General features: G+C 46.3%; 13 protein-coding genes. 4 read left to right on the top strand and 9 right to left on the bottom strand.

Annotation, left to right across the window (positions count from 1 at the left end):
• The first annotated feature begins 79 nt into the window (after positions 1-79).
• Positions 80-1,075 (top strand): helix-turn-helix domain-containing protein, encoded by a 996-nt coding sequence (locus AC58QC_RS20860; protein ID WP_497416997.1) that lies wholly within the window; start codon positions 80-82, stop codon positions 1,073-1,075.
• A 246-nt stretch (positions 1,076-1,321) separates the two neighbouring features.
• Here AC58QC_RS20860 and AC58QC_RS20855 read toward each other — a convergent pair whose 3' ends face one another.
• The 4 genes from AC58QC_RS20855 to AC58QC_RS20840 all read right to left on the bottom strand — a co-directional run bounded on the left by AC58QC_RS20855 (position 1,322) and on the right by AC58QC_RS20840 (position 5,835).
• Complete coding sequence (locus AC58QC_RS20855; RefSeq protein WP_497416996.1) at positions 1,322-2,434, bottom strand: Ger(x)C family spore germination protein; 1,113 nt, start codon at positions 2,432-2,434, stop codon at positions 1,322-1,324.
• Positions 2,431-3,501 carry a GerAB/ArcD/ProY family transporter gene (locus tag AC58QC_RS20850; protein ID WP_497416995.1) on the bottom strand — a complete coding sequence of 357 codons (1,071 nt, stop codon included), beginning with the start codon at positions 3,499-3,501 and terminating at the stop codon, positions 2,431-2,433. The genes AC58QC_RS20855 and AC58QC_RS20850 overlap by 4 nt, the downstream gene beginning before the upstream one ends.
• The gene (locus tag AC58QC_RS20845) at positions 3,498-4,925 is read right to left on the bottom strand and encodes a spore germination protein (protein WP_497416994.1); all 1,428 of its coding nucleotides are present in this window, start codon (positions 4,923-4,925) and stop codon (positions 3,498-3,500) included. The genes AC58QC_RS20850 and AC58QC_RS20845 overlap by 4 nt, the downstream gene beginning before the upstream one ends.
• Positions 4,926-5,064: 139 nt before the next feature.
• Positions 5,065-5,835 (bottom strand): DeoR/GlpR family DNA-binding transcription regulator, encoded by a 771-nt coding sequence (locus AC58QC_RS20840; RefSeq protein WP_497416993.1) that lies wholly within the window; start codon positions 5,833-5,835, stop codon positions 5,065-5,067.
• A 232-nt stretch (positions 5,836-6,067) separates the two neighbouring features.
• On the opposite strand from AC58QC_RS20840, the gene AC58QC_RS20835 reads away from it, so the two are divergent.
• Genes AC58QC_RS20835 through AC58QC_RS20825 form a run of 3 tightly spaced genes read left to right on the top strand, consistent with a single transcriptional unit; the run spans position 6,068 to position 8,736 of the window.
• Entirely contained in the window at positions 6,068-7,009 is a 942-nt protein-coding gene (locus AC58QC_RS20835) for a metallophosphoesterase family protein (protein WP_497416992.1), read from the top strand.
• Positions 7,010-7,035: 26 nt separating this feature from the next.
• Positions 7,036-7,899 (top strand): EamA family transporter, encoded by an 864-nt coding sequence (locus AC58QC_RS20830; protein WP_497416991.1) that lies wholly within the window; start codon positions 7,036-7,038, stop codon positions 7,897-7,899.
• An 18-nt stretch (positions 7,900-7,917) separates the two neighbouring features.
• The gene (locus AC58QC_RS20825) at positions 7,918-8,736 is read left to right on the top strand and encodes an alkaline phosphatase family protein (protein WP_497416990.1); all 819 of its coding nucleotides are present in this window, start codon (positions 7,918-7,920) and stop codon (positions 8,734-8,736) included.
• A 67-nt stretch (positions 8,737-8,803) separates the two neighbouring features.
• Here the strand turns inward: AC58QC_RS20825 and AC58QC_RS20820 are convergent, their stop codons facing one another.
• The 5 genes from AC58QC_RS20820 to AC58QC_RS20800 form a co-directional block, all read right to left on the bottom strand.
• Complete coding sequence (locus AC58QC_RS20820) at positions 8,804-10,228, bottom strand: alpha-L-fucosidase (protein ID WP_497416989.1); 1,425 nt, start codon at positions 10,226-10,228, stop codon at positions 8,804-8,806.
• A gap of 37 nt (positions 10,229-10,265) precedes the next feature.
• Positions 10,266-11,468, bottom strand: coding sequence for a metallophosphoesterase family protein (locus tag AC58QC_RS20815; RefSeq protein ID WP_497416988.1), 1,203 nt, complete (start codon positions 11,466-11,468; stop codon positions 10,266-10,268).
• Positions 11,469-11,480: 12 nt separating this feature from the next.
• Positions 11,481-13,811 (bottom strand): glycoside hydrolase family 95 protein, encoded by a 2,331-nt coding sequence (locus tag AC58QC_RS20810; RefSeq protein WP_497416987.1) that lies wholly within the window; start codon positions 13,809-13,811, stop codon positions 11,481-11,483.
• A gap of 78 nt (positions 13,812-13,889) precedes the next feature.
• Positions 13,890-15,434 carry a type 2 periplasmic-binding domain-containing protein gene (locus AC58QC_RS20805; RefSeq protein WP_497416986.1) on the bottom strand — a complete coding sequence of 515 codons (1,545 nt, stop codon included), beginning with the start codon at positions 15,432-15,434 and terminating at the stop codon, positions 13,890-13,892.
• A 99-nt stretch (positions 15,435-15,533) separates the two neighbouring features.
• Complete coding sequence (locus tag AC58QC_RS20800; RefSeq protein ID WP_497416985.1) at positions 15,534-16,412, bottom strand: carbohydrate ABC transporter permease; 879 nt, start codon at positions 16,410-16,412, stop codon at positions 15,534-15,536.

Genomic DNA, 16,412 nt, shown 5'->3' with positions numbered 1-16,412 from the left:
ACGTCGTGATTTACTTCTCTCATCATCGCTGATTCGGCCATACCTTCTCAATCTCCAAATGGAGCATGTTCTATACCAAATGTGCCAATGGCATGATATGATGAAACCAACCTTTAACACGAAAGAGAATGTGAGTCCGACGATGGTAGACGTATATCGGTTCCCTAACCTAGTAAATACCCTGCAAGTGGTGGGCTGCCATTTCGGCTTGCAACTCCCAGGCTGGCATTACCCTCTACATCATCACCATTTGTTTGAGTTGCTATATTGCTCGGAGGGTGAGGTTGTTCAAGAAATGAATCGCGATGTGATTACGATGCGGGAAGGTGACTGGTTGCTGATCAAGTCTGGCATCAGACATCGATCTTCCAATGCTGGTTTGGTGCCGTATGGGTATTTCAACGTGCATTTTGACCTCGACGATACGGAGATTCGAAGTCTGCTCGCCGCCGCTGCATATCGGCATATCCCTCGTCAACAGGCCGAACAGAGCAAGCTTATGTTCTATGTAAGTGAGCTTGAGGCTGTCATGCATCGCAATCGCTCTGCGGAGACAGTTGAGCTGCAGGATCAAGAACGTCAGCTTCCGCTGCGGTTCGAAGATAAGCTGCTGCTGCAATCGTATACCCTGCTCATCGTCCATGATGTGCTGCATTTACTGCGTCAACAAGAGCAGGCTGCCCCTAAGCAATCGAAGCAACCCATGCAGTCTGCATCGGGCCCCAGCAGGGACGCCTCCTTGTTCACCACAGATATCGCTCACGCCATCGAAGAAAAGCTTTCGCTTGGCCTCGGCGAGGAAGCCTCTATCGCAGGCATTGCGAAAGAGCTGAATCTAAGCCGCAGCCAGTGCACGAAGCTATTCTCCAAGGTGTACGGACTGTCACCGCGTCAATATGTCAGCCAGATGAAGCTGAAGCTGGCCAAGGAGCTGCTTGTCACGACGCATTTGTCGATGACCGACATTGCGGATAAGCTTGGCTTCCAGTCCGCCAGTCACTTCTCGCGGCAATTTCGGCGCTGGACGGGTCAATCGCCGAGCGAGTTCAGGCCGAAGCATCATGCTGAGCAATAAACCGCATGAATACAACAAAAAAAGAAGCTGGATCATGGATCACAGCTTCTTCGTTCATGCGTTTTATCCGAAAGCAGAAATTAAACATATTGCAGGCAATACTTCATTCAATTTTCGATTCCATCATGGATATATTTTATTACGAACATTATCCGGTAAACAGGTTTACTTCTGGTTTCATTTTAACGCAATACACAATAGTATTGCCCGAGTTAAAACATTTTATACGTCCAACTGTCAGCCATTTCAATTTATAATCCCATGCGAAACAATTTCCACCTTCATGGAAACTTGGAAATTCGCCTTTGGATATTCAAGCTCCCAATCCATCTTCTTCCACTGGTCTGGATAGAAAGCAATAATGTCTCGCGCTATGCCCAAAGCGTCTGAATGTGCTCGCTGCATCAGCTTGCAAATATCGTTAGCCTCATCCGTCAGTATCTCGGAGAATCGCTTATTCAATTGATCGATCTTTTGCTTGTCTGCAAGGCCATCCTTAGCATATTCAATGACTCTCCCCTTCATATTCAGATCCAGCTGAATCTGCACTTGCCCCTCCTTATCAACCCAGACCTTTTTATTTCTCTTTAGATTCGAGATTTTAAGGCCTAAATAGTCGGAAGGTTCATCTTTGGAAGAACTCTCTTCGATATCCCTCGTAATCACGCAAAGGTCGCTTTTTTCCCCATTCATTAATAGATACAACGTTGATTGCCCCGGTGTTAAAGAATAGCCTGTATATTTTTGTTCATGCATGAGTGCCAAGCCGTCAACCACCGCTTTATCTGACTCCTTCCTCAAAATCGGAATTGCCGGATCTCGCCCTGGGTCATGCAGCATGGGGTAGAGTGAATGCAGCGTCATTGGAGGAATCACCGTTTCATAGCCTGCGCTTTTAATAATTTTCCGCAAATATTCACCAACCGTTGCAGACCCAATACGATCAAGGCGAATCAAGTCGCCAGCTTTCCCACGAACAATAGCCACTTTAGCTAGCATAGGAACGTTTGAGCTCCGGAAGGCAGCGTCTAAGATTTGCGACAAATTTTTTTTTGCCAGCTTTTCGCCGATCAGCATCACTTGATTTTTGGAAGTACCAACCGGGCCTGCTATTTGCAACCCGATTTTTTTAAACAACGCATCTTGCAGCGTAGGCCCTGATGCGGATAACACCTCATTGACCGGCGCCGTTCGTTCCTTCCCCCCAGGAGATTGAATGGTAACGGTCGTGACGATGTCATTATTATCATCGATGTCAATCGAGGCAGCATAAATAAGCTGCAGATTTTTGAGCTCATTTCGATAATTACATCCCGTAAGTAAGAGAAGGATTAAGCATCCAATAATAAGTTTTCTCATACCGGTAATTGCCCCCGTTTCCCTCTAAGCCAAGCTAACACTAAGAGCACAAACGGAATCCCGAGAATAATAAAACTGTCAACTTTGGTGATTTGCTCTAAGAACTCAACTCGTCTCTCCGATCGCCAAAAGATTCCCGTCATACAGACAATGGGAACAAGATAGTAGATTGCTTTTTTGTGCTCATTGCGATGAAATAAAAACCCTATTCCTTTTCCCGCGCTATAGAGGTAACTAATCTGTGTTGCGGTCACTTTGACCAGCCAGATGGAAAGAAAGAGCAGATCCAATCGTTCTAAAAACGGCAGGGAAATCCCATTGAGATAGTACGGTACTGGCTGTGGAATGAAACTAAGCGATTCGGGGCTGAAATTTAGAAAACAGACAAGAACGATAATCATAAAAAAGGCGGTTGCCAATCCATTCGCCCATAAAATAGGAGTAATCAAGCTCTTTCCTTTTGCTTGTATATCGGAATTCAGCACCAACAGCACTTCAAAACCTAAAAAGGAAAGCACAGAGCTCTTGACCCCCAATAAAATCGCATGGAGTCCTTCTCGCCCAACAGGCAGCAGATAGCGATAATCCATCGTCTTAAAGCTTGTCATCATAATGCCGAGCATGACAATAATTAATAGGGTAATTAACAAGTGATAACGGGCAATAATCCGTATATTCTCTTTGGCCATGTAAAGGCAAACCACACAATTCGCTAAGATGACGAGGCCGGGGTTGGTAGAAGGTAATATCCATAGTTCCACGAACATCATTTCCAATAATAAAATCAGACAACTCGTAAACGTAAAATGTAAAATGTACACCGCGGAGAGCGCTTTCCCGAGCCATTTGCCCACAATTAGAGGTGCAAATTGATATATATTTTGCTGCGGAAATCTTCGGCATAAAATAGCGAAAGCTACCAAGATGAGTTGGACACAAACGCCAGCCAATAGAACAGAAATCCAGCCATCTGCACCCGCAGCTTTATGCAAATCATATGGGAAGGAGAGGACGGCAATACCGATCTGCGTTTGCAAAATGAAGGCAAATAATTGAACTCGAGTCATGATGGCCTCCTATTGGACGCTTTCCTGCCTAAGAATCGTCCTGGCAGCTGAACAAGCGCAGTCAGAATGCGGCTTGGTTTAAAAGGGGTAAACGGATAAAAATAAGATACGCCAAACGTTTCGAGTTTACTTAAATGCATGAATAAGAGGCTGAAGCTAAAGGCAATACCAGCAAAACCGAGCAACGAGGATGCGATCATGATTGGGAATGAGATGAGCCGCAGGGCAAGACGCATTTCATGTGAAGGTATGCTGAAGGAAGCTACAGCTGTTAATGAAATGACAACAATCATCGTCGTGGATACTAAATTCGCATTGACGACCTCACTCCCAATTACTAAGCCTCCGACAATGGACAGCGTTGATGCAATCGATTTAGGCAGTCTAATCGCAGCTTCTCTAAGAAGCTCCAACACGGTAATCATGAATAAGGCTTCCATGAGCGGATTGAATGGGATATTTTCCAACGATGCTTTCAAGGAAAACACCAAATCAATCGGCAATATATCAAAGTGATTCGAAACAATGGAGATGTATACCGATGGAAGGGCAATACCGATCATGACGCTGATAAACCGGAGAAACCGGAAAAAGGTCCCGTTCCACCACCTGACATTGAAATCATCTGCCGCTTGAAAAAACATAAAGAACGTCACCGGTAGAATCGTTGCAAATGAGCTTCCATCCACTAATAGCGCTACTCGACCTTCCATTAAATGCGACACCGTGGTATCGGGTCTTTCCGTAAATAGCATTTGCGGAAATGGCGATAAATGACTGCTTTCCAAACGATCTGTGATTTGACCTGGGGATTTAATAAAGGTGGCCTGATTCGTGAGCAGATTGGCAATAATCTCGTCAACAACGTTCATATCCGCAATATCACACATGTATAGCAGCTTTACGTTCGTCGGGCTTTCAGCGCCAAGTGTGAAGTGCCGCTCAACCAAGTTCGCATTCTTCAATCGTTGGTGAATTAATTGCGCGTTAACGGAAGCGTCATCTACAAAACCGACATGCGATCCGCGAACCGTTTGTTCGTTTTGCGGCTCTCCCATGCTATGCGCAACCCTTGCAGTTGCATCTACCAATACAATATCCGTTCTTAGCTCCAGCAGAATGGCACATCGGCCCTGGAGCATCCCATCCGCCGCGGACTTCAAATCCGTGACGAAGTCTATATCCATAATCGGAAGAATATCTTCAAGACGACCTTCCCCGGCTTGGAGCAAAGGTCTTAGGATATCGGATTGCAGCTTATCTTTATCCGTTACCGTAGTCAGATAGAGGAGGCTTCCCTTTAAGCCGTGCAAGTTGAATGCTCTAGATCGCACATCGTCGGAAGAATGGAAACATTGGAAAAGGTTACGTATATTCGTCTCGATCTCCGCTGAGATTTGAAATGAATCCTGTTCGATTTCCATACTCTACCCTCCCGCACTACGACATTTCCGTTAGTATTTACCAGTTGGTCAAGATTATCCAAATACATCCATACAGACATGAAAAACGCCTCCTCATCGCTAAGGAAGCGTAACATTGCCTATTGGATCACTACATTTTTTACTCGCTAATTCGCACCTCGATGCTAAGCGACTCCATCGTATCCACCCATTCCTTCGGGCAGCCAGAGTCTGTGATCAGCATGGAGATTTCCTCAAGCTTGGCGACTCTTGCGAACGTAGATAGTCCGAATTTACTGTGGTCTGCAACCAGAATCGTTTCTTCGGCTCGCTGCATCATTTTCCGTGAAATAACAGCTTCAGCCAAATGAAAATCCGTGATGCCATCGTGCAGGGAAATACCGCCAGCGGAAATAAACGCTTTGTTCACTTTAAACTGATCAAGCAGTTGATCTGTTAGAGAACCTGTCACCGCTCGGCATTCCTGGCTTACTTCCCCGCCTGCAAAAATAATTCTCCCTCGGAACGTTTCCATCGCCAGATTTAGAATCGGGATCGAGTTGGTAATGAGCGTAACATTCGTCTTATCCTTCAAAAAAGGGACAATTTCGATCGTCGTCGTCCCGTTATCCAGCATGATCGTTTCACCATCTTGAACGAGTGAGGCTGCTAGCTTACCAATAGCCGTTTTTTCTGGCTTCATCATTTGTACCCGATTCAGGAAGGGAGGCTCCACTAGCTCCATCCGCATTTTGACAGCGCCTCCGTACACCTTGCGCAGCTTGCCTTCCTTTTCCAAACGATCCAGATCCCGTCGAACAGTTTCCGTCGAAACCGTAAGCAATTCTGAAAGGTGATGGACCTGAACCTTCCCTTCCAGCTCCAACTGATTCAGGATCGTCGTCCTGCGATCTTCATAGGTTAACGACATAACGGCCTCCTACCATGCCCGATATTCAATAGATGTTGTTGTTTTATGTTGTTTTTATTAGTGTAGGGGTTAGTGCTAGGTGTGTCAATCAGGAGCACCTCGGCCCCCCGTCTCAGCGAAATTTGTTCGTTGACAGCTTTACCTGAACGGGTATACAATTGTCAACAAACAACAACATTTAAATTAAAAACAACATGATTCCACACTCAATTATATATAGGGGGCTATCATCATGCTCAAACAGCATCCACTCACATTTCGTGAGGATCGCACTTTTACAATCACGCAATTTACAGATTTACACTGGATTGATGGCAGAAATGAGGATCAACTAACCCTCCGTCTGATGGAGGAAGTACTTGATGCGGAGCAACCTGATTTGGTCGTTTTCACCGGTGATGTTATTTATACGGGACCTGTTTCAGAGGGTGAACAGCGCTGTGAGCAGCCTCGCCAAGCGTTCCGCGATGCGGTTCAAGCTGTGGAAGTTCGCCGTATTCCATGGGCTGTGGTATTCGGTAATCATGACACCGAAGCCTTCATCACAAGAGATGAGCTCATGGACACGATCCTCGAGCATTCCTACAATGTGACACAACCTGGTCCTGCCGACATTTGCGGGGTTGGCAATTACCGGCTTTCGTTACATAGCCGTGATGGGCAGACGGCTGCGAACCTCATCTTTTTCGATTCAGGCAGTCGCTCTTCAGTCTCGCAGATCCAAGGCTACGACTGGATTCGCAGCAATCAAATCAACTGGTACACAGAACAAGCACGTAAGGAGCAGGGCGAACTACCTTCACTCGCTTTCTTCCATATCCCGCTACCGGAGTATCAGCAAGTATGGGAACGTGCAACATGCTACGGTAACAAACACGAAAATGTCTGCTGTGCTCACGTCAATTCTGGTCTTTTTGCAGCAATGGTTGAAATGGGTGATGTTGTAGGAACTTTCTGCGGACATGATCACATCAACGATTACTGGGGCGAGCTGCATGGGATTCGTCTCTGCTATGGCAGAGCGACAGGCTACAATACGTATGGCAAAGAAGGCTTTCACCGTGGTGCCAGAATGATTCGCCTCCGCGAAGATGAGCGTACATTTGAAACTTGGCTGCGACTCGCTGATGGCACTGTCATCCGTGACCAACCCGAACACCCACCAACGCTGTAACCTAACCTACGTTTGGAGCTGATCACGTGTTTACTGTGTCGATTTTACTCGTTGTTGCTTCAGGTCTTGCTCACGCCATTTGGAGCCTGTTTACCAAAAGCAGCCTGAACAAAAGCGTCTTCCTATGGTCCATCATCATGGTCACCACTGTTCTCCTACTTCCTTACTTGATCAAAGAGTTATGGTTCACGCCCTTATCCATATCAGCTTATGGTCTACTTTTGCTATCCGCCGCCTTGCAGGCTGTTTATGCCCTCTTGCTCTCGCGCACCTACAATATGGGTGATCTCTCGCAGATCTATCCCATTATGAGAGGCACCAACACCTTATTTATCCCCATTGTCGGTGTCATGTTTCTACGCGAATCCTTGTCCCTGCTCGGATGGTTGGGACTGCTATGTATGGTGATTGGCTTCGTTTCACTCAGCGGTATCTTCACAAGATCGCGATCTTCTGGTCAGACGTCTGTAAAATCTATTAAACCCTTTCTAATGGCTCTTTGTGTGGGCCTATGCACGACTTGCTACGTACTTGTCGATAAGCTGAATCTCGCACACATCTCGCCCATCGCCTTATTAGAGGTGACGAATATCGGATTTGTCGCAGGTCTCACCCCCCTAGTCATTGCCTCCAAACAACTACGTATGGAGTGGAAAATCAACTTCAAGATGATTGGACTCGGCGCGATACTCAATCCTGCATCGTATTTGTTATTCCTCTTCGCCATGAAATACGCCCCTGTTGCCCATATTTCCCCGCTGCGTGAAATTGGGACTGTTTTCGCAACCATTCTGGGCATCGTTGTCCTCAAAGAGAAACAAGGTACTTTACGCATTCTTTGCTCTATTCTCATCTTAATAGGAATACTAATGATCAGCTTTTGGGGCTAAAAAAGGGGAGGTTACACAATGAATACTTGTCGTCGTGTCATTATTATCGGTTGGGATGGCGCTGGCAATTTTGTCCGTGATGCGCATACGCCGAATTTGGACCGTTTGTTCGAGGCAGGAGCTTTCACACTCGAAGCGCAAACCGCATCGCCTACGATCAGTGCCGAGTGTTGGGGAACACTTCTGCACGGAGTTGATCCTATGAAACATGGACTTACGAATACCAAAGCAGAAGTAGAAGCCTTCCCCGAAGACTCACCCTATCCGTCTATTTTCCGCGTTGTTAGAGCAGCACTCCCTCTTGCTAAACTAGCGGCCTACAGCGCTTGGAAGCCAATTAACGACGGTATTATTGAGACGTCGATCGGCGTCCATAAAGTTTCAATGCCCGACGGCGAGCTTGTTCAAGCCATAGCTGCATACATACATGAAAACCCGGACTTCAAGCTGCTCTATGTGCAACTGGATCTACCTGACGCTGCAGGTCATAAGTACGGGTACAATATGCCGGAGCAACTTCGCGTTATTGAAGAGTCCGACCGTCATACGGGTGTCATTTTGGATGCGCTGGAGGCGGCTGGACTCATGGACGATAGCCTCATTATCGCTGTCACCGATCACGGTGGTGGAGGCAAAAATGCTTTCGATCACGGCAGTGATCATCCTTTAGACAAAACCATCTTCTGGAGCTGCACAGGTCCCGGCATCGCACCTGGCACCAAGCTCGACAATGTCAACATTGCCGACACAGCAACCGTCGTCGCCCATGCACTCGGACTGGATGCACCCGCTTCTTGGGAGGGCAAACTACCTGAGGGTTTGTTTCCCGACTTGTAATCGCCTCAACGCAAAGAAAGCCCGACTTTGTCCACAATGGCCATGTCGGGCTATACTTCGTCTTACCTTATTTGCTGCAATACACACCGAAGCTGCTTAATGTAGGATGGATACGTGATTCGATCACTTTCAACTGAATGTATCTTGCGTTCGTCTGTTGAAAGCTGCAAATCTTCTTATACCCAACAACGGTACCTTCATAAAGGTAAACCCACTCATCGCCTTGTTTGTAGGCCAGCTGGAAGCGTTCAATCCGTTGTCCTAATTGGATAAATTCCTTCAATACGATACGGTCAAACGTCAATTCCTTACCCAGATCAATGACAAGCTCAGCCTGCTCAATTCCTTCTTGAGGACACCAATACGAATCGGACCGACCATCTGTTAGATTCCCCGCATCAACACTTGTATCCCTGGTTTGAGAAGCCCACACGTGCGCTCCTTCAGCTAGATCCTGTCCATAGGTTGCCCGGAGCCATTGCCCAATTTCACGCAAATGCCGTGCATCTGTCTCATGAATGAGCCCACGTTGATCCGGTGGAATGTTCAGCAGAAGTGCGCTGTTACCGCCAACTGTACTCTCGTATAGATCAATCAATTCATCGACAGTTTTCACCTTATCATCGTCAACAGGATCGTAGAACCACTGGGGTCTGATCGATACATCCACTTCCGCCGGATACCAAATCATTCGATTAGCTTCCGCCAAAACAGATCGGCTCCCCAAATCTTCTGTTTCTGCATTTATTTTTTGCGAAAAAGTACCATCATCTTCCTGTTGCGATTCCGATTCAATTTCCTCGATATTCCATCGAGCATCAGGAACTACACTCCATTCCGATTCGCGTGTGTGACCGGCTTCATTGCCGCACCAACGAACATCAGGTCCACAAATATTGATAACAGCCTTAGGCTGCAGTTCGCGAATAATTCGATAAGCAGCTTCCCAATCATATACCTGCATTTTACCGTTCGGCCCCTCACCGCAAGCACCATCAAACCAAACGCAAAAAATTTCACCATAGTTCGTAAGAAGTTCTCTTAATTGATTCTGGAAATAAGTATTGTATCTTGGGGAATCCCCATAACTAGGTTCATGCCGATCCCAAGGTGATAAATAAACACCAAATTTCAATCCCTGCTCACGACAAGCTTCAGCTACATCTCTTACGACATCCCCTTGCCCATCCTGCCATGTGGTAGATTTGACCGAATGATCCGTGTAAGTACTTGGCCAGAGACAAAATCCATCGTGATGCTTACAGGTCAGGATGACGCCTGTCATTCCTGCTAAACGGCAGGACTCGACCCATTGTGCAGCATGATAAGCCGTTGGATAAAACAACTGAGGATCCTCGTCACCTAATCCCCATTGTCTCCCCGTAAACGTGTTCATACCGAAATGAATAAACGCATAAAACTCCATCTCTTGCCAAGCCAACTGGCGTGGAGTGGGAACGACCTTTACTGCTTCTTCTAAGGAAACTGCCATCTCTATATTGCTCCTCACACGTAATAAATTTGACTCTCTATTTTATATGAACACTATTTGCGCATCCGTCTGCCACTACATCGAAAGGCAAACGAGTGAGTTCCGTATTCAGTGTTTCACCCAAATAAATCATATCGTAACTGCCCACTGGAAGATCCAGATCACTGAAAATCAACTTGCCATCTGGCTGGCTGAACGTTTTGGTCTGCACGGAGACAATAGGACTAATCGGTTCAGTCTCACTCGGTTTAGCTCCTCTTAGATAAATGCCGAAGGCATCTTCTCTTAGCGAACCCTCATACGTAACCTCAATTTGTTCATATGGCTGAAAGACAGATTTGTTCATATTCATGGCAGGATTACGGAGCGTACAATCCGGATCTACCGTCAGATCCACCACCGGAATGGTCACTGGCAGTTCTACCCTATATTCTGCATCAGGTACCCACGATTTCGAGGAGAAATCTCTTCCTTTTACAATAACCCTGTCCTCGTAGACTTCAACGAAAAATCCCTGTGAGCCCTCTTTCAGGACGTCGTCATCCGTCCATAAATAAGCGACAGAAGCCGCATTAAACAGGGTTGCATACTTCCTGTTGTACATCGTCTCCCTGGCGCCCAGCTCCCAGTGCGTGTGACCGGTAAATACAATGGATTGCGGGTGTTTGGCTAGAATCATCTTTAATTCTGCGTCTTGCCTGATCCCGTTCCATCCAAACTCACTTTGGGACCCTGCAACCGTATTCAATAGGGGCTCATGAACAAAAATAAATGCCGGTTTCTCCGCCACTTCATGTTCGGACAACTTTTCATCCAACCACTTGAGCTGTGTCTCTGATAAATAAGCGCAGTCTTTCAAGCCAATTTCTGTGCCAAGGAATATAAAATGATAACCTTCCAACCACAAATCATAGTAGGCATTTTGAATCCCCGTATGCTCTGTAAATAACGACATCTGCCTATCAAGATCTTTCCAGCGCACATCATGATTGCCGTAAGTAAAATAGATTGGCGGCAGCCCCTCCATGTTAGCTTTCCAAATCTGTTCCATGATCTCGAATTCCGCTCGCTCCCCATTGTCCGTGATATCACCAACATGCATGATCCCGTGACAATCGGGGGAAGTTGCTATAATATCCTTGAGAGCCCTGTCGAAATTCTGGGCTTCAGTCCCTTCTAAACTCGCTTTAATATGGGTATCTGTTAAGACGACGAACTTGAGGCTTGGTTTCTTTACCATTTCTTTCTCTCCTTATTTTGATATAGAAGGAATTGAAAAGTCTCTATTTGCGCATCGAACCAAATACCTTGTTCCTGACTCTGCCTTGAAGGAATACACCGAACCACCTATAAAGTTCACCATCAGCCCATCCCCTTCCTCCCTATTGATCACAAGGGGTGATTCGCTGCGGATTGTACACAAGCCATCCTGTGTAGCATGTAGCACTGCTTCTATAAGTTGACCATCTTGCCACCCAATCTCAACCTCGAAACCGCCCCTCGCCCGCAGGCCGCTAACTCGGCCATGACGCCATGCTTTCGGCAAGGCTGGCAGAAGCAAGATTTCATCCCTGTGGGATTGCAGGAGCATTTCTGCGATAGCCGCTGTACCGCCAAAGTTGCCATCTATTTGGAAAGGGGGATGGTCACCAAGTAGATTCGTATGCACAGAATGACTAAGCAGCTCCATCAAATTGGTATAGGCTTGCTCGCCATCATGCAATCTCGCCCAGAAGTTGATGATCCATGCGCGGCTCCACACTGTATGACCGCCTCCGTGTGCAAGCCGCCTCTCTAGCGTCCGTCGAGCAGCCTCGGCTAACTCTGGTGTATGATGTACAGTAATCTGCTCACCTGGATGCAGGGCAAATAAATGTGAGATATGACGGTGGCCGAGTTCCACTTCTTCATAATCAATTGCCCATTCCATTAATTGGCCATGCTTGCCAATCGCGGGTTCTGGTAATCGCCTCCTTACTTGTTCTAGTTCCTCTAGAAATTCCTTATCCGTATTTAGAACCGTCCCCGCCTCTATACAAGCAGCAAAAAGGGTATGAATCATTTGCGAATCCATCGACGGTCCAATGCTAAGGACCCCTTCATTGCCGTTTGGTAATCGATACGTATTTTCCGGTGAAAGCGAAGGAACCGTGACAAGACGACCTTGCTTATCCTCAATGAGAAAATCAAGGAAAAACAGTGCTGCCTCTTTCATAATCGGGTACGCCCTTGCACCTAGAAAATCCCGATCCCTGCCATAACGATAGTGCTCCCATAAATGTAAGGACATCCATGCCCCGCCCATCGGCCAGAAAATGGCAGGCACATAAATGCCGCATATGTCTGTCTCCGCCCACAGATTCGTGGCGTGGTGCGCCACAAAGCCTCTGGCGCCGTAAATCTCCCTAGCTGTCTTCCGCCCGTTCTCAAGCAACCGATCCATCAGATCGAATACTGGCTCATGACATTCAGCCAAATTGCACACTTCAGCCGGCCAATAATTCATCTGCAAATTAATATTTAAATGATAATCACTTTCCCATGGCGGTGTGTGACTCTCATTCCATATACCTTGCAAATTGGCAGGCAATGAGCCTGGTCTCGAACTCCCCATAAGCAAGTAGCGGCCATATTGAAAGAATAACGAAATGAGTCCGTGATCTGCATAGCCTTCTTGGATTCGACATAACCGTTCATCTATCGGCAACGCTACCGCAACATGATGATCTGGATCTTCAATTTCAAGTTGAACACGTTCAAACAACGAACGGTGATCCTTCACATGGTCCTCTCGAACAGCCTCAAATCCTTTGACTACACTTGCTGCTATGCGAGATTGACACACGACGAGCGGTTCGGGATGTCGAAACGTTGTTGCAGCAGCCACGTACAAAGTAACACTGTCTACAGCTTCCACGGAAATGAAGTCGCCAATAATCTGCACGTGCCCACCTACTGCTACGGCCTTCAAAACCGTCGCATAATGAACCCCATCTGGCCCGCATTGCCCTTGCATAACAATGCTTTCCGCACCTTCTTTACCTGACGTGCCTTCAAATGGACGTCGGCTCAAATTCGTTGAGAAGCTGATTGCTCCAGGGCGATCCGAGCTTAAACGAATAACAAGCACCTGATCAATCGCACTTGCGAAGATCTCCCTTTGATACGTCGTCCCGTCCAAGGTATAAAAAGTTTTAGCAATCCCCGTCGGCAAATCCAATTCACGCCTATAGTTGGCGGTTTCCCCATTTGATTGTCGAAAATAAAGGTTTATATCACCTAGCGTTTGATAGGGGGCAAAGTATTTGGGCCCCGGTGTCATCGCCATACGCGCCAAATACTCGGCATCCTGCGGCTTACCCTCGAACATAAGCCTGCGAATTTCCTCAAGATGTTTATAGGCGTCAGGTTGCTCCCTCTTCTTGGGTCCGCCATACCAGAGGGAATCTTCATTGATCTGAATCCGTTCTTGCTTTACGCCTCCGAATACCATCGCTCCCAACTTGCCATTCCCTACTGGAAGAGCGTTTACCCACTTCTCTGCGGGCCCCCGATACCATAACTTCAACTCTTGTGTACCCATAAGGATCACCCTTCTTTTTGAAAAGAAACCCGATCACGCCATCAACAGGCACGATCGGGTCCTTTCATTTCATCAGACTTATTTGGATTTTTCTTTGTAGAACTCGTTCGTTTCTTTGAGATGCTGTTGGAAGCTTGGATCATCTTTGAACTGTTTCACCAATTTATCCCAATCCTCAAGCGTATTTTTGCCAAAAACCACATTCACCATCATATCGTTCAGCTTTTTATCCCAGTCTGCTCCCTTTTCCTTAAATGGCGCTGACTTCATTAAGCCGTAAGTCGGATCTGTGATAGAGGAAATCGCATCAACCACTTTTTTATTGGCTTCGTAAACATCCGTCGGAATACCCGAGATTTTTGCTCTCGAATATTTATCAAAGTAGCCGGTTACCCATTGGCCTGTCGTATCACCGGAATATCCTTTTTTCTTACCTTCTTCGGTTTGCTCAACGCTTCCGTCAGGCTTCACTTTATAGTCAACATCTTGGATGCCGTAAGTAGCAAGGTTATACCCTTCAACCGAAGCTGTATAATCATAGACTTCTAGGATTTTCTTCAGCTTCGCCTCATCAACCGATTTCTTATTGATCAGGAATTGTCCATAATAACCACTTGCTTGCTCATAATAGGCCTTGCCATCTGGTGCTTTTGGTAGTTCCACAGCAATAAGGTTCGCTTGCGGAGTTACCTTTTGCAATTCCAAATTATATTTATAAGCATCAATCACGTTGGCAAATGCTACACCCGCTTTACCCTGAACGAGCATATCTTTAATTTGTGCTGCCTTGAGTACTGGGAAATCAGGAAGAATGCCGCCTGCTTTAAATGATTTATTCCAGAAAGCTAACGCATCTTTGGCTTGTGGTGTATACCAATACGGGATTAGACTACCGTTCTCTTCTTTCCACTTCGTACCCGTGCCAAACATCGAGAGCAGATAACTAGCAGGTCCAGGTGATCCTGGAATGACAGCACCGTAGGTATCAGGTTTGCCGTTGCCATCTGGATCTTTCTGTGCGAAGGCTTCAAGAACAGTAGCTAGCTCATCCATCGTTTTCGGTTGTTGTAAGCCTAGCTTATCCAACCAATCTTTACGGATTAGCATGGACTCGTGACCATCCAACGGTCTTACACGTGGAAGGGAGTACAGTTTACCTTTCAAAGAAGCATTCTTATATACGTTCTCTGGATACTTAGCTAAATTAGGATAGTTTTTAATATAAGGACCTAGATCCCAGAAAGCGCCTTGATCAATCGCATTCAAGAAGGCAGGCGTTAAGTTAAAATCTTCTACGAATAGAACATCGGGTAAATCGCGGGAAGCAAGAAGTGCATTTAATTTCTCTGAAATTTGGGCTGCTGGAATCCAATTTAACTTTAGATTGACGTTTAGCTTCTCATTTAGCTTTTTCACAGCTTCCAACTCACCTGTAGGTGCAGCAGCGAAAGCTAGTGTCGTAATGGAAATATCCGCCGGTGCCGCAGGTTTAGCTGATGCTGCAGTTGAACTCGCTGCTGAACTTGCTGACCCAGCTTCATTCGCTTTACCACAAGCCGCTAAGGAAGCGACTAGCCCCGTTGCTGTTAAGAGTACTGCCAATTTTTTAACCATTGGTTTCATGTAAAGACCTCCCGTTTATATGCTTATTATACAATCCGTAATATCAACCTGCATGTCCAATACTTCCCTGCCTGTATCACCCCTCTCCGTACAGTTCTCTCACCCCTTCACGGAACCAACCATCATACCCTTAACAAAATATTTCTGTAAGAACGGATACACCATGACTATCGGTAAAGAGGAGATTACAACGGCAGCCATCTTGATCACCTGTGGCGGCACGGTACGTTCACTTTCCAACATAGCAGCCATCGAAGGATCAGCCATTTGCGATGCAGAAATGAGCAGCATTTGAAGGAGTACCTGCAACGGACGCAAGTTGTCACTATTGATGTAAAGTACGCCACTAAAGTACGTGTTCCAATACGCTACAGCGTAGAATAACCCGAAAGCGGCAAGGGCTGAGGCAGAGATCGGCAGCATAATACGGAAGAACACACCGATATCCGAACAACCATCCATTTTTGCTGCTTCCTCTAGCTCATCTGGGATCTCCTGATAAAAGTTTTTCATCAAGAAGACATACCATGCACTGGTCAGCGCTGGCAAAATGAGCGCCCAGATCGAATCCATTAAACCAAGGCTATCAACAAGCAAGTAGTTCGGAATCATGCCGGGATTGAACAACATTGTCATTAGTATCGCAACAAGAAAGAACTTCTTCCCTTTCAACCGTTTGCGTGAGAGCACATAGGCTAGCGCACTTGTAACAATTAAGCTTAGTAAGGTACCGAACACAGCGAGTATTCCGCTTATCCCCATCGCATGAACGAATGCGTTCGTGGAGAAGATATACTCGTAGGCAGATAAGCTCCATTTCTCAGGTATCAGGACCAGCGACTTCGTCAAGTACTCCGTAGGATCGGTAAATGAAATGATCACAACGTAAATGAAGGGCAGTAGTGTAACAAGTCCAATAATCGTTAATACCGTATAGTTTAGGACATTAAATATCTTAGAACCTATCTGATTATCCAT

Source organism: Paenibacillus sp. J22P51, from assembly GCF_059692215.1.
The sequence above is the reverse complement of the archived record's forward strand: the minus strand, read 5'-3'. Positions and strand labels throughout refer to the sequence as shown.

What these genes read in the sequence shown, in the direction of transcription:
- AC58QC_RS20860 (WP_497416997.1), top strand. Translation starts at nt 80, where the DNA reads ATGTGCCAATGGCATGATATGATGAAACCAACCTTTAACACGAAAGAG.
- AC58QC_RS20855 (WP_497416996.1), bottom strand. Translation starts at nt 2,434, where the DNA reads ATGAGAAAACTTATTATTGGATGCTTAATCCTTCTCTTACTTACGGGA.
- AC58QC_RS20850 (WP_497416995.1), bottom strand. Translation starts at nt 3,501, where the DNA reads ATGACTCGAGTTCAATTATTTGCCTTCATTTTGCAAACGCAGATCGGT.
- AC58QC_RS20845 (WP_497416994.1), bottom strand. Translation starts at nt 4,925, where the DNA reads ATGGAAATCGAACAGGATTCATTTCAAATCTCAGCGGAGATCGAGACG.
- AC58QC_RS20840 (WP_497416993.1), bottom strand. Translation starts at nt 5,835, where the DNA reads ATGTCGTTAACCTATGAAGATCGCAGGACGACGATCCTGAATCAGTTG.
- AC58QC_RS20835 (WP_497416992.1), top strand. Translation starts at nt 6,068, where the DNA reads ATGCTCAAACAGCATCCACTCACATTTCGTGAGGATCGCACTTTTACA.
- AC58QC_RS20825 (WP_497416990.1), top strand. Translation starts at nt 7,918, where the DNA reads ATGAATACTTGTCGTCGTGTCATTATTATCGGTTGGGATGGCGCTGGC.
- AC58QC_RS20820 (WP_497416989.1), bottom strand. Translation starts at nt 10,228, where the DNA reads ATGGCAGTTTCCTTAGAAGAAGCAGTAAAGGTCGTTCCCACTCCACGC.
- AC58QC_RS20815 (WP_497416988.1), bottom strand. Translation starts at nt 11,468, where the DNA reads ATGGTAAAGAAACCAAGCCTCAAGTTCGTCGTCTTAACAGATACCCAT.
- AC58QC_RS20810 (WP_497416987.1), bottom strand. Translation starts at nt 13,811, where the DNA reads ATGGGTACACAAGAGTTGAAGTTATGGTATCGGGGGCCCGCAGAGAAG.
- AC58QC_RS20805 (WP_497416986.1), bottom strand. Translation starts at nt 15,434, where the DNA reads ATGAAACCAATGGTTAAAAAATTGGCAGTACTCTTAACAGCAACGGGG.
- AC58QC_RS20800 (WP_497416985.1), bottom strand. Translation starts at nt 16,412, where the DNA reads ATGGATAATCAGATAGGTTCTAAGATATTTAATGTCCTAAACTATACG.